The organism is Paenibacillus konkukensis (genome assembly GCF_023523925.1).
In the GTDB taxonomy this organism is placed as follows: Bacteria; Bacillota; Bacilli; order Paenibacillales; family NBRC-103111; genus Paenibacillus_S; species Paenibacillus_S doosanensis.
On the sequence record NZ_CP027059.1, the window covers coordinates 6,406,293 to 6,422,908 of the forward strand.

Here is a 16,616-nt window from a genome sequence, read left to right on the forward strand (position 1 = left end):
GGGGCTGTACCATGACCGGACTCCGGGCCCAATCCCTTGTCCACAGACGCTCCGCCGCTTCTCCCCGCCTCTTGGGCGCCCGAATCGCGAGATATGCCATCTTGACCGTTCTCGCGGTGCTGTTCCTCATTCCCGTTGTGTTCATCGCCTTTACGGCGCTGAAGTCGAACGCGGATTTGATGAGCCATCCGTTCTATTCCTTGCCGCAGAAGCTGCAGTGGAGCAATTTTCAGAAGGCGTGGGATCAAGGCAAGCTGAGCATGTATATGAAAAATACGGTGATCATTTCCGTCATCAAAGTTCCCTTGGGCATCCTGGTGGAGTCGCTGGCCGCCTTTGCCTTAACCCGGCTTGATTTCAAATGGAGCAACCCGATGTTCGCCCTGTTTCTGGTAGGAATGATGGTGCCGATGCAGGCGACGCTCGTTCCGCTGAATATTTTTCTGAACAAAACGCATCTGGTCAGCACGTACCCCGGGATTATCCTGGTCTATATCGGGTTCGGCATTCCGTTCGGCATCCTGATTATGCGCGGATTTTTCCGGACCATTCCGAAGGAATTGGACGAGGCGGCGCTGATCGACGGCTGCGGAACGATGGGCAAGTTTATCCGGATTATTGTGCCTCTGTCGATGCCGGCGGTCGCGACGCTCGTCATTTTCGATTTTATGGCGACGTGGAACGAGTTTCTGCTCGCGCAAATTTTTATCACGAAGGATACGATGAAGACGATCACGACGGGCTTGCTTTCGTTCAAAGGCGAGCATTCCACGGACTATACCTTAATGAACGCAGCCGTGCTTATGTCCATCATTCCGGTGCTGGCCGTGTACCTGATCTTTCAGAAGCATTTCGTTAACGGCATGTCCGGCTCGGTAAAAGGATAAGATGCCCGCTCTTTCTGATTTGGGCCGCAATCGCAAGACGTGACTGGGGACTGATCGCTGTGAACGATCAGTCCCCAATCTACATCCTTTTCTTCTTCTAATGCCTGTTAAACGTCCGAAGGACCAATTGCTTGTCGTTTCCGCAGCTTTACCCGTTTTTCCAATTAACGAAAATGTTTCTGGCGCTAAGCATGAGCCAAGTGCTCAACACGAACGGCATTGTTAAAGCAGGGAGGCCGTAAGGCAATAACCAAGTATCTACACTGGCCGTTATCGGAACCGAGAGGACGGCTCCCAAGACTCCGGTCAATACAGCCCAGCGGGTGTCTTTGCCGCAATAAGTGATAACCCCAACAATGGTCAATACGGCATTGTACCCAAACAGTCCCATATTGAGCAGCTCCACTTCCGCACCTAACCCCGAGCGGTAACCCAGGCCACCATGTTCCCCAAGATAGCGTAAAGGCCCATTCTCCAACTCGCCCAAAATACGGCAATTAATATAAGAACTCCGCTCCAAAAATGGTCTTGAAAATATACTTGTCCGATTCCGCGAAGCAAGCCATCCTTCCAATCGACAATATCTGTCTCGCTAAACTTCCAGGTCGCCAGATTTTGCGGGACGAGGGATGGATTCAACGTCACATTTTCCAGCTTGTAAGGAGAAAGCAGAACGAACCAGGTAAGGATGATATAGGGAAAGGTCAATACCGGTAGTCTGGAATTTCTCAGCACATCCATCGCAGCGGCCGTACAGACGGAGGCGACGGCTGAGCCAACCAGGGCGATAATCCAGCGGGGCCCGCCACTCAAATTAAGCATTAACGCAATCCCGGCGAGCACCGAGTTGAAGCCGAATATTCCTTGCTTCACCTTCGTTTCATCAGCGCCGCTTGCCTTGGCGATCCAAGTTCCTATGAGGGACGATGCCAGTGTAATGAGGCCTAGTCCCAAAGACGAGATCGTGATGGCCGCCCATATGATGAATCCGGTAATAGCGTTTTCGATAAGGATGACTTGGGAAATGCCTTTGAAAGAGGACGTAATCAACGATAACCAATCGTTCTTTATTCCCGCAGCTGACTTCCCTTGATTAAGTATGGTAACACCCCTTTTCAAGCTTTTTCCTATTTTTTGTATTATTTGCGTTGGTGTTTTGGTTTTATACCTGCAAGTGATGAGGAATACTTCTAAAAGAAATTGTGGATAAATAATACGGAAATGGGTAAAGTTAGTCAAAGCTCAAAAGGGATAACTACAATAGGAGGGATTATTATGTTTGAAGAGTTTGAAGTGAAGCCGTTGTTTGAAGATCAAATTCACGAGCGATACCAGTTTTCTCTGAACCATGAAGGCAACGATTATAACGGCGTCTATCATCAAGGGGAAATTTCCTGGTTTCATCCGCTCCCGCAAAACACGCTGCACGACGAGCTTCTTGAGGAGATGGAGGCCCAGGTTCATCAAAAGATGCAGGATCACTTATCTTAGAACCCGATGCGAGCATGTTTATTCGTTCCTATTTATGGAAAATATAATCCTATTGGAAGGGGGGATCGAAGATGTATTTGCAACCACGCGAGCAAGAAAAGCTGATGATTGTCGTCGCTGCGGACCTCGCCAAAAGAAGGAAAGAAAGAGGAGTGAAGCTGAATTATCCCGAATCGGTTTCGCTTATTACCTATGAGATTCTTGAAGGAGCGCGCGATGGAAAAACCGTTGCAGAGCTCATGCAATACGGTACGAAAATTTTGACTCGGGACGATGTGATGGAAGGTATAGCGGAGATTATAGATGATATTCAAGTGGAAGCCACATTCCCGGACGGAACGAAGCTGGTAACCGTTCATAATCCCATTCGATAGTACGGAAGGAAGTCGACTATGCAGCCTGGAGAGTTAATACTTAAAGACGAAGCGATTGTGTGCAATGCAGGCCGAGCAACGAAGAAAATCACGGTACTTAACACCGGCGACCGACCTGTTCAAGTGGGCTCCCATTTTCATTTTTTTGAAGTGAACGAGTCGCTTTCCTTTCAACGTCAAGATGCGTTCGGACAAAGGCTGAACATTCCTGCCGGAGCAGCCGTCCGTTTCGAACCCGGGGACGAGAAAGAAGTAGAGTTGGTTTGCTTTGCCGGAGAACGCCAAGTCTATGGACTGAATAATCTTACCGACGGTTCGGTAGAAAGAGGGTGTGCTCAGTGAGTTTTCGCATGTCGCGCAAGCAGTACGCCCAAATGTACGGGCCTACCACGGGCGATGCCATTCGCTTGGCGGATACGGATTTGTATATTGAAATTGAAAAAGACCTCACTACCTACGGCGATGAATTGGTATTCGGCGGCGGCAAAGTAGCTCGCGACGGAATGGGACAGCATCCGCTGGTCACCCGTGGCGGCGACATTCCCGATGTTGTGATCACCAACGTGGTTATACTCGATTACACCGGTATCTATAAAGCGGATATCGGGATCCGGGACGGGAAAATCTCGGGAATAGGCAAGAGCGGCAACCCGTTGACGATGCAGGGTGTGGATATCGTTGTTGGAGCCGCTACGGAGATCATTGCCGGAGAAGGAATGATCGTTACCGCCGGAGGAATCGATACTCACGTTCATTTTATTAATCCCGCTCAGGTCGAAACGGCGCTGACCTCCGGAATAACTACTTTAATCGGCGGAGGAACTGGGCCTACGGCTGGTTCGAGAGCGACTACCTGCACACCGGGGGAATGGAATATTCACCGTATGCTGGAGGCCGCAGAAGGGCTGCCCATCAACGTCGGTTTTACGGGTAAAGGACATGCGGCGGCGATAGAGCCGTTGGCGGAGCAAATACGGGCCGGTGCCATCGGGCTCAAAGTGCATGAAGATTGGGGAGCTACTACATCGGCTATCGATTACTCGCTGCGGGTAGCGGATCAATACGATGTTCAAGTTGCGCTCCACTCCGATACGCTCAATGAATGCGGCTTTTTGGAAAATACGGCCAAAGCGATTAAAGATCGGGTGATTCATACATATCATACCGAAGGGGCAGGCGGCGGGCACGCGCCGGACATGATTAAGATGGCCAGCTACGCCCATGTGCTTCCTTCGTCCACCAATCCAACTCTGCCCTACACGATTAACACGCTGGAAGAGCATCTGGATATGTTAATGGTATGCCATCACCTTAATCCGGCGGTTCCGGAAGATATCGCTTTTGCAGATTCTCGTATTCGCAAAGAAACGATTGCAGCGGAAGATATTTTACAGGACATGGGCGTATTCAGCATGACCAGCTCGGATGCCCAGGCTATGGGCCGAGTGGGTGAAGTTGTGCTGCGTACATGGCAAGTGGCGGATAAAATGAAGAAGCAGCGGGGGAAATTGCCGGGGGATCAAGGCATCGGCGACAATAACCGGGCTAGACGTTATATCGCCAAATATACGATCAATCCCGCAATAACTCATGGAGTCGCCGATTATATCGGTTCGGTTGAGGTAGGGAAAATCGCGGACCTTGTTCTTTGGAATCCGGCATTTTTTGGCGTGAAACCCGAGTTGATCCTCAAAAATGGCTTCATCGTAAATAGCTTGATGGGAGATGCCAATGCTTCGATTCCGACGCCACAGCCTATTATTTATCGGCCGATGTATGCATCATACGGTAAAGCATTGTCGAAGAGCTCGATCACTTTCGTATCTCAAGCAGCGGTCGACGCGTGTATCCCGGATAAGCTGAGACTGGAAAAGAAGGTATTGCCGGTTCACGGTATTCGCCATTTATCCAAGAAAGATATGAAATTAAATGGGGAAACGCCCGAGATCACGGTAGACCCGCAAACTTACGAAGTAAGAGTAAACGGCGAGTTGATTACGTGCGAGCCATCTGACTTATTGCCAATGGCCCAGCGATACTTTTTATTTTGAGGTGAATGGCAATGCTTATTGAAGAAGTGTTAAACAACATTAACGAGATGGCAGCGGAAGAGCTGCGGAATCGGCATATGGAAAAGGTATATCTCGAGAGCTCCCATCTGGTCAAACGAATTCAAAGAGTGACGACGGATCACGGCAGGGAAATCGGCATCCGCTTAAAAAACGGACGCGATCTCGTGGCGGGAGATATTCTCTACATCGATGATGACAATTTGATCGTAATCGACGTCATTGCCGACGATTTGCTCGTAATTAGTCCGCGTCACATGAAGGAAATGGGAGTGATTGCCCACCAGCTCGGCAATCGCCATCTTCCTGCTCAATTCGAAGACAACGAGATGCTTGTCCAGTACGATTATCTTGTGGAGCAAATGCTCGAGGAAATGCAAATTCCCTACAGGCGCGAGGATAAAAAAGTAAAGCATGCTTTCCGTCACATCGGACACAGTCATGACTAATCAGCAGGAGCTGGCATTGCTGCAGCTATGCGATACGAACTTTCCGACCGGGGCATTCAGTCATTCCTTCGGTCTGGAAACCTACATCCAGGAAGAAAAGATCACGAATAAAGAGAGTCTTGCGCAGTGGCTCAAAGCATACTTACAAGAACAGCTTGTCTACGCGGACGGGCTTGCATGCCGTTTAGCCTACGAAGCTCTTGAAGCCGGCGAGCTGGACGCCGTTTGGGAACTGGACCGAAGATTGACCGTTCAAATATTGCCCCGCGAAACGAGAGAAGGCACCTATCGGATGGGGGAGCGGATGGTGGAAACCTTAAAGTCATTATACGATGACTCGAACCTTTCTGCCTACCAGCGTCGAATCGCTGCAAAAGAAGCCTTTGGCCACCCGGCCATTGCTTTTGTCATAATAGCCCACTATTTAAGGGTCAGCCGTTCGACAGCCATGCTGTATTACTTGTATTCCTCTCTCTCGAGTCTTGTTCAAAATGCCGTAAGAGGCATTCCTTTAGGCCAGACTGCGGGACAAAAATTGTTGTATGAGATCCAGCCCTTGTTGTATGAAGCTGTAAAACGCATCGAGGATTTATCCGAGGATGATTTCGGTGCTGTCGCACCGGGCATTGAAATGTCACAGTTACATCATGAGCGGCTGCATATCCGGATATTTATGTCTTGAATGATACGTTGTGAAGGAAGTGTGCGTAGTGGAACCTGTGAAAATTGGAGTCGGCGGCCCTGTCGGCGCCGGAAAAACATTGCTGATCGAGAAGCTGACCCGTCATCTCAACGATGAGATCAGCATGGCCGTAGTGACGAATGATATTTATACGAAGGAAGACGCGAAATTTCTGATCGCGAACGGCGTGCTGCCCGCCGAACGGATTATTGGCGTCGAAACCGGGGGCTGCCCGCATACCGCGATCAGGGAAGACATCTCGATGAATGCGGCGGCGATCAATGATTTGACCCGATTGCATCCGGATGTGGAGCTTATTTTCGTAGAAAGCGGCGGTGATAATCTGGCAGCTACCTTTAGCCCCGAATTGGTCGATTTCTCCATCTATATTATCGATGTCGCCCAAGGTGAAAAAATCCCGCGCAAGGGCGGCCAAGGAATGATCAAATCGGATTTATTTATCATCAATAAAACCGATTTGGCGCCGCATGTGGGAGCTAATCTGGACATCATGGAATCCGATTCCAAGGTGTTCCGCGGCGATAAGCCCTTTGTGTTTACGAATTTGAAAGAAAACGCGGGTCTTGACCGGGTTGTCGAGTGGATCAACCAGAATGCGCTGCTAACGGGCCTGGATTAATATGGACCATTGGACGGGAACATTGCGGCTAGTTACGGAGCAAAAACGAGGCCGGACTCTAGCCAAGGATGTCTATTATGACGGCGCGCTGAAGGTAACTCGCCCAACGTACCATGACGATACGGGACAAGCTTGTTATTACATCATGAATCCCGGCGGAGGCTACTTGGACGGGGATCGCTACAGGATGGACATTGTGTTGGAAGAGCAAGCGGATTTGCTACTAACGACGCAGGCCGCAACGAAGGTATACAAAACGCCGAGCGAACCGGTTATCCAGGAAACGGAAATGGTATTAAAAGCAGGGAGTATTCTCGAGTACCTCCCGGACCCTCTGATCGCTTACAAGGATGCGGAGTACAAGCAAAAAAATGTGATCCGTATGGAGGCGGGGGCGACCTATATCGGCGCAGATATTTTGACCCCCGGCTGGTCTCCGGATGGAGCGGCCTTTAGCTATCGGCTGCTGCAGTTAAAAACAGAGATTTACATAAACAACCGATTAGCGGTGTTCGATCATCTACGGCTCGTACCCGGCCTGCAAAATCTGCGAGAGATCGGATATATGGAAGGCTTCAGCCATTTGGGCTCCATGATTGCGGTCATGGAACAGGCCGATATCGAATTTATCGACAGCCTATACCTCAAAATCGCAGATAAGGCCGAGGGATGCAGGATCGGTCTTTCCCAGCTTCCCGTTCCCGGTTTTATATTACGGGTATTCGGAACGTCTACGCAGAAGATCGAACGCATTTTTTCGGAATGTCAGACGATCCTGCGGCAACAATGGCTTGGAAAAGAGGCTGTATTTTTGCGGAAATATTAAGGAGAATTCATAACGTTGTGAAACGCAAGTCCTCTGATGCCGTCAGAGGCTTTTTCCCGTGCATGGAACTGAAGTCTCACCGCGCTTCGATGCATCCGGCCGGATGTTAAATTATTACCCTTAGGCTAAAAATATTCCATTTTCATTCCGGCCGAGGAGTGTGTAAAATGAGAGTACCAAGAATTGAATGGACTACACAGAAGTCAGCTTACCGGGATGTGACAACGTATGAAGTTTACTATAATCCGCCGGTTGACCGCGCTTGTTTGCTCTGTTAGTTTGCTCGGTCTGCTTTGCGCTTGCGCGGGCGCCAATGACAGCGCTTCCCGAAACGGAGCGGGCAAGGGAGGCTTCGCGGACCGCACGCTATCGGTATTTATGGGCAGAGGGCCTGCGGCGGATGTCATTAAAGCTTCTTTGCCCGAATTCGAGTCCGAGACGGGTCTCAGGGTCGACCTGCAAATTTTCTCCAATGAGCAGTTAAGCACGAAATTGACCGTTCAGCTGGATGCCGACAGTTCAAGCCCGGATGTTTTCATGCTTAGGCCCTTGGAGGAGTTAAAGCTGTTTCACAAAAACGGCTGGCTGCTGCCTTTGGACGATTACGTCCGCAGGGATGCCGATTACGAGTTCGGCGATTTCTCCCCGTCCGCCATCGATTCCACGACGGATAACGGGCAGCTTTTATCTATCCCGCTGTCCACGGAACAGCAAATTTTATACTACCGCAAAGATTTGCTGCAAAAAGCCGGGATTCCCGTACCCCGAACGTTAGACGAGCTGGAGGAGGCGGCGGCGAAGCTGCATGATCCGCAGAACGGCGTATACGGTTTTGTGGCGAGAGGGCAGAAGAACGCGCTGGTGACGCAGCTGTCTTCGTTTATTTTCTCCGAAGGCGGGGACTTTCAGACAGGCGGGCGGGCGTCGCTGAATTCCCCGGACACGGTCAAGGGCATGACCCGGTACGTCAATCTGCTCAAGCGTTACGGGCCTCCCGGCGTCATGAATATGGGGTGGCCGCAGGCCATGGGCATATTCGCTCAAGGCAAAGCCGCGTTCTATACCGATGCCAGCGCCATCTACAGCTCGGCCGCCGACCCGGACAAATCGGCGGTTGCCGATAAGGTGGGCTACGCCTTGTTTCCCGCCGGACAAGCGGGAGCGAAGCCCTTCAACATCACGGCCTGGGGCATGGCCATCAACGCCGCTTCCGCCAAGAAGGAAGCCGCTTGGACCTTCTTGCGCTGGGCGACGAGCAAGGATCTGGTCATGCGGTCGCAGCAAAAGGGAAATCCCGGCGCGCGCAGCTCCGTCTGGAACGATCCCCAGGGAGTAAGCGGCTTCCCGAAGGAATATATCGCCGTCGTTAACGAATCGATTCGATCGGGCGTAGGCCACGACCGGCCGCAGGTGATTAGCGTCGGCGATGCCCGCGATGTGGTCGGCGATATTGTGATCAAAGGGCTGCTGGGAGAAGATGTTCAAGAATCGGCGGATAAGGCCAACATCGAATTTCAGCTCATCATGGACAGAGACAACCAAAAATGAGGTACGCGTATGCGCATAAATATGAACACCTTCGGAAAAGTGATTACGCTCATTGTCAGCCTGCTTGTTCCCATCATCGTATTATACGGATACTCCCATCAAGTCAGTGTCGACGTCGTAAAGCAGACGGTGGAGGACGGAAACCGCAACCGTCTTTCTTTTTTTATGAGCCAGATGGAATCGATGATCGAGCAGCTGAGCCGGTATTCCGTCGTCGCCAGCAAAGATTACAGCATAACGGAATACTTGAACGGCCGCAGCCACAGTTCCCCGATCGTTCAGGTGCAGAGGCAGCAGCGGATTTCGGAGATGCTCAATATGCAGATCGCTACCAGCAGCTGGAACAATCAGCTGATTCTATACATGACCGATTCCCGCGAAATCATCTCGACCGACTATTCCGTGGCGTATAGCGAATCCTACCTTCGAGGCTCGGAGTTCAGGAAGTGGTCGCATCGCGCGCTGGACAACCAGACCTTCTTCTCCCGAATCAGCGAATCGGACAAGCCGAATTTACTCGTTGAAGTTCGCTTTGCCGACGACAATATCGAAAACATGCTGAACCTGCTCAAGCAAGGGGGAGACACCGATCCTTTTCTGTACCAGAGGGGGCAGGAGCCGCTCACTAGCCGATCGGCCAATCTGCCGCTGGTCAAGGGCGTCATCGACCAATTGGAGCGGACGCCGCTGGAGAAAGCGGCCAGCCGAACGATTACTCTAAACGGCGAGCAATATGTCGTCAATTATATCCGCTCGGAGAGCTTGGGCTGGTATCTCGTCGATTACGTCCCGCTGGAGAAAATATATTCGCCTATTACAGTCAGCCGCAATTTATTTTACGTGATCGCCGGACTGCTGCTGCTGCTGAGCATTCTGGTTACGCTGCTGCTCTACCGCCATGTGCAAATCCCGATCCGGCTGCTTATACGCGGCGTGCAAAGAATTAAAGACGGTCAATATTCCGCGAGGCTGAAGAAGCAGCCGAACAATGAATTCGACTTCCTGTTCAACAGCTTTAACGAGATGGCGGAGCAGATTCAAGACTTGATTGAAAAGGTGTATAAAGAAACGCTTCGTTCCAAGGAGGCGACCTTGAAGCAGCTGCAAGCGCAAATTAATCCTCATTTTTTGTATAATTGCTTATTCTATATAAAAAGCATGGCGAATCTCGGCGAGAAGGAGGCCGTAGCCGCCATGGCTTTGAATTTAGGCGAGTATTACCGTTATGCGACCCGCACGGAGAAGCAGATGACCAAGCTCAGGGAAGAGCTGAAGCTGGTCGAAAATTATTTGATCATCCAAAACCTGCGCATGGAGCGGTTCCACTACGAAATCGACATACCGGAAGCTATGCTGGATTTGACCATTCCGAGGCTCGTGCTGCAGCCTCTTGTCGAGAATGCGATCGTGCACGGAATCGAGAATAGTCCGGCGTTCGGACTGATTGCCATTTCCGGAGAGAGCCGGGACGGGCTCCACCGCATCATCGTGGACGACAACGGATCGGGGATTACCGAGGAAGGCATGTGCCGGCTGCAGAAGGAAATGACGATGCCGATGGGCGAAGATACCGGGTGCGGTCTGTGGAATATACACCAGAGGCTGTCCCAAATGTACGAAGGGCGTTCGGGCCTGAGCTTCTCCCCGTCACCAATGGACGGATTCCGTGTCGTTATGGCATGGGAGGACCGGCAAAATACGCATAAGGAAAGGTGAGAGGCGGCATGTTCCAATTATTAATCGTTGACGACGAGTCCGCGGTTGTGGACAGTCTGTCCGATACGCTGCCGTGGCAGACGGTAGGGGTGACCTCCGTGTTCAAGGCGTATTCCGGCTATGAAGCGCTGGAAATATTGAAGACCAATACGATCGATATACTGATCACCGATATTCATATGCCCGGCATGAGCGGCCTGGAGCTGCTCGCTAAGGCGCATCGCAGCTGGAAAAAAATCAAATGCATCCTGCTGTCGGGACATGCGGAGTTCGACTACGCCCGGCAGGCGATCCGCCATAATACCTATGAGTATTTGCTCAAGCCGGTCAGCGACGAAATGATCCTCGGCAAAGTGAAGGCCCTTGCGGAGCTGCTGCAAAAAGAGCGGGAGGAGCTGCTCACCTACCAGCTTGTCGCGCAGGCGTTCGAAGAAAGCCTTCCGAAGCTGAGAGGCGAGCTGTTGAACGAGCTGCTTCAAGGGCTTGAGCTCGCTCCGCGCCGTCTGCAGGAGAAGATGGAGCTGCTGAAGGTGAACATGCGCCTCGGCGCGGAATTCGCCCTCATGCTCGTACGCATGGAAGGCAAGCTGTCGGAGCTTGATTTGTATAATTTATCCCTGATGGAATATGCTGTCGTCAACATGGCTGGGGAAATATTCGAGGACGGTTTCCGGCTGTGGCCTTGCAAGGATATTCACGGTTTCCTCGTGTTTCTGGTGACGTTGAAGGAAGGCAAGATCGAGGAAGCGGCCGACTCGGAAAACGCCGACCAGCAGCTGCAGCAGCTCGCCTCCCAGCTGCAGCTGAGCGTCAATCATTACTTGAAAGGAACGGTATCGGTATTGATCGGCAAGTGGGGGCGGTTCCCGCAGGATGTTCCCAAGCTGTACCAAGACAGTCTGTACTCGCTCCGCAGGCGCATCGGCAGCCAAAGCGGCCTGCTGATCTATGTATCCGAGGCGCTGGAGCAGCAGCCCGTTCATTCGCTGCTAAGGCTCTACGAGCCGCCTTTGCTCGTTCATTTGCTCGAATCGGCCAGCTGGACGCTCGCCGAGGAGAAGCTGCAGTCCGTATTCCAGGAATTGCGCGCGAAGTGGGCCGACTCATCCGAGCATCTGGTCGAGGTCTTCTTCTCCATTTATGCATCGTTCAGTTCACTCGCCCATAAGAACGGGCGCGAATTGGCCGGTATGATCGGCCCGGGTCTATCCGACGTAGCCGGTCTCGCGGCATGCCGATCCCTCAAAGCGTTGGAGGAATGGACCTTCCAGGCGTTCCGGCTCATGAAGCAGAGCATGGAAAACGAAACGAAAAACGATCGCGAGCATACCGTCGAGAAAATCAAGCAATATATCCGCAGGCATTTGACCGAGGATGTGTCGCTGCAAGCTGTGGCCGATTACATGTATATGCATCCGGTACATATTTCCAGAATTTACAAACTGGAAACCGGCGAAAATTTGAGCGACTATATTTTGCGGTTAAAAATGGAAATGGCCGCCGTCATGCTGGCCGACCGCTCGGTCAAAAACTATGAAATCGCGCTGAAGCTGGGCTACCAGAATCCGAATTATTTTAACAAAGTATTTAAAAAATATTACTCGCTTACACCGCAGGAATATCGGTCCAAGCTTGATGAAGACGGTTGACAAGCGATCGAATCTCGCAGCTCGCCCTATAAGGCGGGCTGTATTTTTTTGGTTTTTTTGCCGGCAGCGGGCCGGAGAACTTGTTAAGATTGTATCCCTTAAGTTAAAACCTTCTCATATCAAGAGGCTCCCCGATTCCTTACAATAAATAGTGTAAGAGATAACTTGACAAGCTTCAGGGAGGTCTAACGAATGAACAAATGGGTATCGAAAACGGCGGCAATGCTGCTGCTGGCATCTGTGGCTGCCGGGTGCAGCAGCGGGGGAAGCACGAACGGGGATGCCAAGGAAAGCGGGGCATCCGGTGCGAAGCCGAAGGAAACGTTAACGTTCTGGATGAAAAAACAGCTGTTCGACGATCAGAATAAGCTGATTCAAGAGCGCGCCAAGCAGTTTGGCACGGAGAATAACGTCAATGTGAATATCGAGCTGATCGCCTATGAAGATTTTTACCCGAAATGGTCGGCGGCGATCGAGTCGTCCACGACGCCGGACGTATCGTTCTTCGGTTATCAGGAAGTCGGCCAGTTTTATGCGAAAAACGTGCTGGAGGACGTAAGCGATTTAGTGAAAACCGTCGAAGGCGGCAACAGCGAAATCCAGGAGAGCATGAAGAAAGCGATCACGTTCCAGGGCAAGCAGTATGCGGTTCCGTTTTGGACGGAAACGCAGGTGCTGTACTACCGCAAAGATATGCTGCAAAAAGCCGGCTTCGATCATCCTCCCAAAACATGGGACGAGTTCAGAACGATGGCCAAGGCGCTGACCGATGCGAGCAAAGGAATATACGGAGCGGGCCTGGGCTACGGCAAAGGCAACTCGGACGCGGAGTTTCTGACGCGCGGCATCATCTGGTCCTATGGCGGATCGCTCGATACGAAGGACGGCAAGACGGTCATCGCCAATTCGCCGGAAACGGTGGAAGCGACGAAGTTTATCCGCGACCTGTTCCTGACGGACAAGAGTACGCCGCCGAGCTCGGTCGGCTGGGATGACAGCGGCAATAACAAGTCCTACCTGAGCGGTCAATCGGCCATGATCTTCAACGTCGGAAGCTTGCTCGGTACGATCAAGAACGATAATCCGGAGCTGTACGCCAATACGGGGATCGCCCCTTATCCGGCGGGACCGAAAGGAACGTTCATTCCCGGCATCAGCAATAACCTAGGCATTTTCAAAGATTCCAAGAACAAAGAACTGGCCAAAAAGTTCGTTGCTTACATGCTGGCGACCGACTGGTACAAGACCTGGATCGAAAAAGGAGCTCCGCTCACCGGGCCGGTTTACAGCAAGCTGATGAGCGAGCCGGTGTGGCAGGACGAGAAGAACAAAGCGTTCGTCGAATCGGTCAAAGGCTTCTACTTCCTCGGTTATCCCGGCGAATATAACCCGAAGGCGGGCGAAGTGTTCAACCTCCGTCTGGTCAACGACGCGTTCCAGAAGCTGCTGCTCGAATCCGGCTACACCCCGGAAGCGGCGGTCAAAGATTTGCAGGCGAAGATCGAAGAAACGTACAACAAAAAATAATAAACAGACTTCGGTGCGGCCGCAGCGGGCCGCCGGCCGTACCGAGGCTCCATAAGTAAGGCGGGATGCGGATTGAAAACGAACGAGGACAACAGGCTTGCCTACGCGCTCATGAGCCCGGTGCTGATTTATCTGCTGGCCGTCATGGTTCTTCCTTTCGGCTGGGCGGTATATTTAAGCTTCACCAACAAAACCGTCGGCGTTCCGGCGGCATTCATCGGATTGAAAAACTATACGGATCTGCTTCAGGAATCTATATTTTGGAAGGCTGTTTGGAACACTGTGGTGTTTACGGTCGTCGCGGTGATCGGCAAAACCGTATTCGGCATGGCGATGGCTTTGGTGCTGAACGAAAAGATCGTATTCCGCAACGTGTTCCGGGTTCTGCTGTTTCTGCCCTGGACGATTCCGACGATCGTGTCGGTGTTTACGTGGCAGTGGATTTATTCGGACGTAGGCGGAGTGCTTAACTTTATATTGATGAAGACCGGCTTGATTGGCGGCCCGGTGGGATGGCTCGCAGCCCCCGACCTCGCGATGTTCTCCGTCATATTGGTTAACGTATGGAGAGGAATTCCGTTTATGGGCATCGCCATTCTGGCGGGTCTGCAGACGGTATCGAAGGAAATGTACGAGGCGGCCATGCTGGACGGCGCCGGTGCGGTCAAGCGATTTATTTATATGACGCTGCCTTCGGTCAAAGAGGTTACGGTGCTGGCGGCCGTCATGACGACGATCTGGACGCTGAACGACTTTGAAATCATCTGGCTGTTGACGCGAGGCGGTCCTTCCAACGGCACGCAGGTATTGTCCACGCTCAGCTATACGATCGGTTTCTTGAATATGAACCTGGGCAAGGCCATTGCGATTGCGATCCTGACGATGCCTCCTCTCATTATGCTCATTAATATCGTCACGAAGCGCTCGCTATCGAAAGAGTAGGTGAATGGTTGCATGGAAAAGACATCCGTTAGCAAGCAGATTATTGTCTATGCCGTATTGCTCGTCCTGCTGATCTTCGCGTTATTTCCGCTCTACTGGATGCTGAATACGTCGTTTAAATCGCAGGCTGAAATTTATAATATGACGCCGTCGTTTTGGCCGAAGCATTTCGGCTGGAGCGCTTATGAGAAGCTGGTGTCCGAGAAAAACTTTCTCGCCAATGTGAAAAACAGCTTTTGGGTGTCGCTGATCGTCTCCTTGCTGTCCATCGCAGTCAGCATGCTGGCCGCTTATGCGATCTCGAAGCTGCGTTTTCGGGGGAGAGGCATCGTATCCAAAGGCATTTTGTACGCTTATTTGATGCCACGGGCGGTATTGTTTATTCCGCTGTATATGCTCGTCTCGGGGATCGGCCTCAACGATTCCATCTACGGCTTGATGCTCATTTATCCGACGATCACGATTCCGTACGCCACCTGGATGCTGATTTCGTATTTCAAATCGATTCCGGTGGAGATCGAAGAAGCGGCGATGATCGACGGCTGCACCCGGCTTCGGACGATGCTGAGCATTATTTTTCCTTTATCGGCGCCGGGGATAGCGGCTACGTTTATATTTGCCTTCACGCTGTGCTGGAGCGAATACCTGTATGCGCTGGTCGTTGTGACCAAAAGCGCCGACAAGACGATCACGCTTGGGTTATCCGATATGATCGTGGGGGACGTATTCGCCTGGGGGCCGCTGATGGGCGGTTCTATACTGGCATCGATCCCCGTAATTATTATGTACCTGTTTACATCCAAATTTATGGTCAGCGGGATGACGGTTGGAGGAGTTAAATAATGTTCACAGGAAAAAAAGTGCTCGTTACGGCAACCAATTACTCGGCGCTCTGCTCGGAAGCGAAGCAGCTGCTGGAAAGCCACGGCGTCGAAGTGATAGAAAACGACAAGGGACGCCCGTTTACCTTTGAAGAGCTGAAGGAGGTCGTGCATGAGATCGACGGCGTTGTGGCTGGCGTGGATACGTGGAATGAGGACGTATTCCGGCTCGCGCCCCGGCTGCAAGCGATAGCCCGGTTTGGCGTTGGGGTCGACAACATCGATCTGGCCGGGGCGCAGCGCTGCGGGATCAAAGTGACGAATGTGCCGGCCGGAAACGCCAACGCCGTAGCGGAGCTGACGGCAGGGCTGATTCTCTCCGTCATGAGGAATATTCCTTCGCTGCATCAGTCGGCCCGGCGCGGGTTCTGGGACCGGTTCGTCGGCGCGGAACTGATCGGCAAAACCGTCGGTCTGCTCGGTTTCGGCAATATTGCGCAGATGGTCGCCCGCAAGCTGCAAGGCTTCGACGTGCGGCTTATCGCTTACGACAAATATCCGAATGCGGATAAAGCGCGCGAGCTCGGCGTGGAGCTCGTTCACAGCGATGAAGTGCTGAGGACAAGCGATATTGTCAGCATGCATCTTCCTAGCTTGCCGGAAACGCATCATATGATGAGCGACGAGCAGTTCGCCATGATGAAGCCCAGCGCTTACTTCATCAATACGGCGAGAGGGGCGCTTGTCGATGAAACGGCGCTGTATCGGGCCTTGTCCGGCCGCGTCATTGCGGGAGCGGCCATCGACGTATACGAGAAGGAACCGGTATCCGCCGATAATCCGCTGTTCCAATTGGATAATCTGGTATCGACACCGCACACGGCGGCGGAAACGTTCGAAACGTATCATAAAGTAGGCTTGGTCACGGCGCAGGCGATCCTGGATGTGTTTGCCGGCAAGGAGCCGCTTCATCTGCTGAAGGTCAAAGTCTGAGA

16 protein-coding genes and 1 pseudogene are annotated in these 16,616 nt (G+C 52.0%); 16 read left to right on the forward strand and 1 reads right to left on the reverse strand.

All coding sequences use genetic code 11. The features are described from left to right. Positions 1-11: 11 nt before the first annotated feature. Complete coding sequence (locus SK3146_RS27845; protein WP_249861826.1) at positions 12-887, forward strand: carbohydrate ABC transporter permease; 876 nt, start codon at positions 12-14, stop codon at positions 885-887. A 148-nt stretch (positions 888-1,035) separates the two neighbouring features. On the opposite strand, the pseudogene SK3146_RS35355 reads toward SK3146_RS27845, so the two are convergent. Then, positions 1,036-2,126 (reverse strand): annotated as a pseudogene (locus tag SK3146_RS35355) (urea transporter). A 36-nt stretch (positions 2,127-2,162) separates the two neighbouring features. On the opposite strand from SK3146_RS35355, the gene SK3146_RS27855 reads away from it, so the two are divergent. The 15 genes from SK3146_RS27855 to SK3146_RS27925 all read left to right on the forward strand — a co-directional run bounded on the left by SK3146_RS27855 (position 2,163) and on the right by SK3146_RS27925 (position 16,614). Further along, the gene (locus SK3146_RS27855; protein ID WP_249861828.1) at positions 2,163-2,378 is read left to right on the forward strand and encodes a DUF5342 family protein; all 216 of its coding nucleotides are present in this window, start codon (positions 2,163-2,165) and stop codon (positions 2,376-2,378) included. Positions 2,379-2,449: 71 nt separating this feature from the next. Continuing rightward, positions 2,450-2,752 (forward strand): urease subunit gamma, encoded by a 303-nt coding sequence (locus tag SK3146_RS27860; RefSeq protein ID WP_249861829.1) that lies wholly within the window; start codon positions 2,450-2,452, stop codon positions 2,750-2,752. A gap of 18 nt (positions 2,753-2,770) precedes the next feature. Next, positions 2,771-3,094 carry an urease subunit beta gene (locus SK3146_RS27865; protein WP_249861830.1) on the forward strand — a complete coding sequence of 108 codons (324 nt, stop codon included), beginning with the start codon at positions 2,771-2,773 and terminating at the stop codon, positions 3,092-3,094. After that, positions 3,091-4,803, forward strand: a complete 1,713-nt coding sequence (gene ureC / locus SK3146_RS27870; RefSeq protein WP_283942788.1) for an urease subunit alpha — start codon at positions 3,091-3,093, stop codon at positions 4,801-4,803. The genes SK3146_RS27865 and ureC overlap by 4 nt, the downstream gene beginning before the upstream one ends. An 11-nt stretch (positions 4,804-4,814) precedes the next feature. Continuing rightward, a complete protein-coding gene (gene ureE / locus SK3146_RS27875; RefSeq protein WP_249866465.1) occupies positions 4,815-5,270 on the forward strand; it encodes an urease accessory protein UreE in 456 nt (151 codons plus the stop codon). Further along, on the forward strand, positions 5,263-5,952 hold the full coding sequence (locus SK3146_RS27880) for an urease accessory protein UreF (RefSeq protein ID WP_249861831.1): 690 nt from the start codon (positions 5,263-5,265) through the stop codon (positions 5,950-5,952). Before ureE ends, SK3146_RS27880 begins: the two co-directional genes overlap by 8 nt. Before the next feature lie 28 nt (positions 5,953-5,980). Further along, positions 5,981-6,592 carry an urease accessory protein UreG gene (ureG, locus tag SK3146_RS27885; RefSeq protein ID WP_249861832.1) on the forward strand — a complete coding sequence of 204 codons (612 nt, stop codon included), beginning with the start codon at positions 5,981-5,983 and terminating at the stop codon, positions 6,590-6,592. Position 6,593: 1 nt separating this feature from the next. After that, positions 6,594-7,418: an urease accessory protein UreD gene (locus SK3146_RS27890; protein WP_249861833.1), complete on the forward strand. Its 825-nt coding sequence runs from the start codon at positions 6,594-6,596 to the stop codon at positions 7,416-7,418. A 228-nt stretch (positions 7,419-7,646) separates the two neighbouring features. Next, positions 7,647-8,966, forward strand: coding sequence for an ABC transporter substrate-binding protein (locus SK3146_RS27895; RefSeq protein WP_249861834.1), 1,320 nt, complete (start codon positions 7,647-7,649; stop codon positions 8,964-8,966). A gap of 9 nt (positions 8,967-8,975) precedes the next feature. Then, on the forward strand, positions 8,976-10,682 hold the full coding sequence (locus SK3146_RS27900; protein WP_249861835.1) for a sensor histidine kinase: 1,707 nt from the start codon (positions 8,976-8,978) through the stop codon (positions 10,680-10,682). An 8-nt stretch (positions 10,683-10,690) separates the two neighbouring features. Next, positions 10,691-12,331: a response regulator gene (locus SK3146_RS27905; RefSeq protein WP_249861836.1), complete on the forward strand. Its 1,641-nt coding sequence runs from the start codon at positions 10,691-10,693 to the stop codon at positions 12,329-12,331. 192 nt (positions 12,332-12,523) lie between these two features. Beyond that, positions 12,524-13,858 carry an ABC transporter substrate-binding protein gene (locus tag SK3146_RS27910; protein WP_249861837.1) on the forward strand — a complete coding sequence of 445 codons (1,335 nt, stop codon included), beginning with the start codon at positions 12,524-12,526 and terminating at the stop codon, positions 13,856-13,858. A gap of 72 nt (positions 13,859-13,930) precedes the next feature. Then, a complete protein-coding gene (locus SK3146_RS27915; RefSeq protein ID WP_249861838.1) occupies positions 13,931-14,800 on the forward strand; it encodes a carbohydrate ABC transporter permease in 870 nt (289 codons plus the stop codon). A gap of 12 nt (positions 14,801-14,812) precedes the next feature. Next, a complete protein-coding gene (locus tag SK3146_RS27920) occupies positions 14,813-15,643 on the forward strand; it encodes a carbohydrate ABC transporter permease (RefSeq protein WP_249861839.1) in 831 nt (276 codons plus the stop codon). Continuing rightward, on the forward strand, positions 15,643-16,614 hold the full coding sequence (locus SK3146_RS27925) for a phosphoglycerate dehydrogenase (RefSeq protein WP_249861840.1): 972 nt from the start codon (positions 15,643-15,645) through the stop codon (positions 16,612-16,614). Before SK3146_RS27920 ends, SK3146_RS27925 begins: the two co-directional genes overlap by 1 nt. The last annotated feature ends 2 nt before the right edge of the window (positions 16,615-16,616 follow it).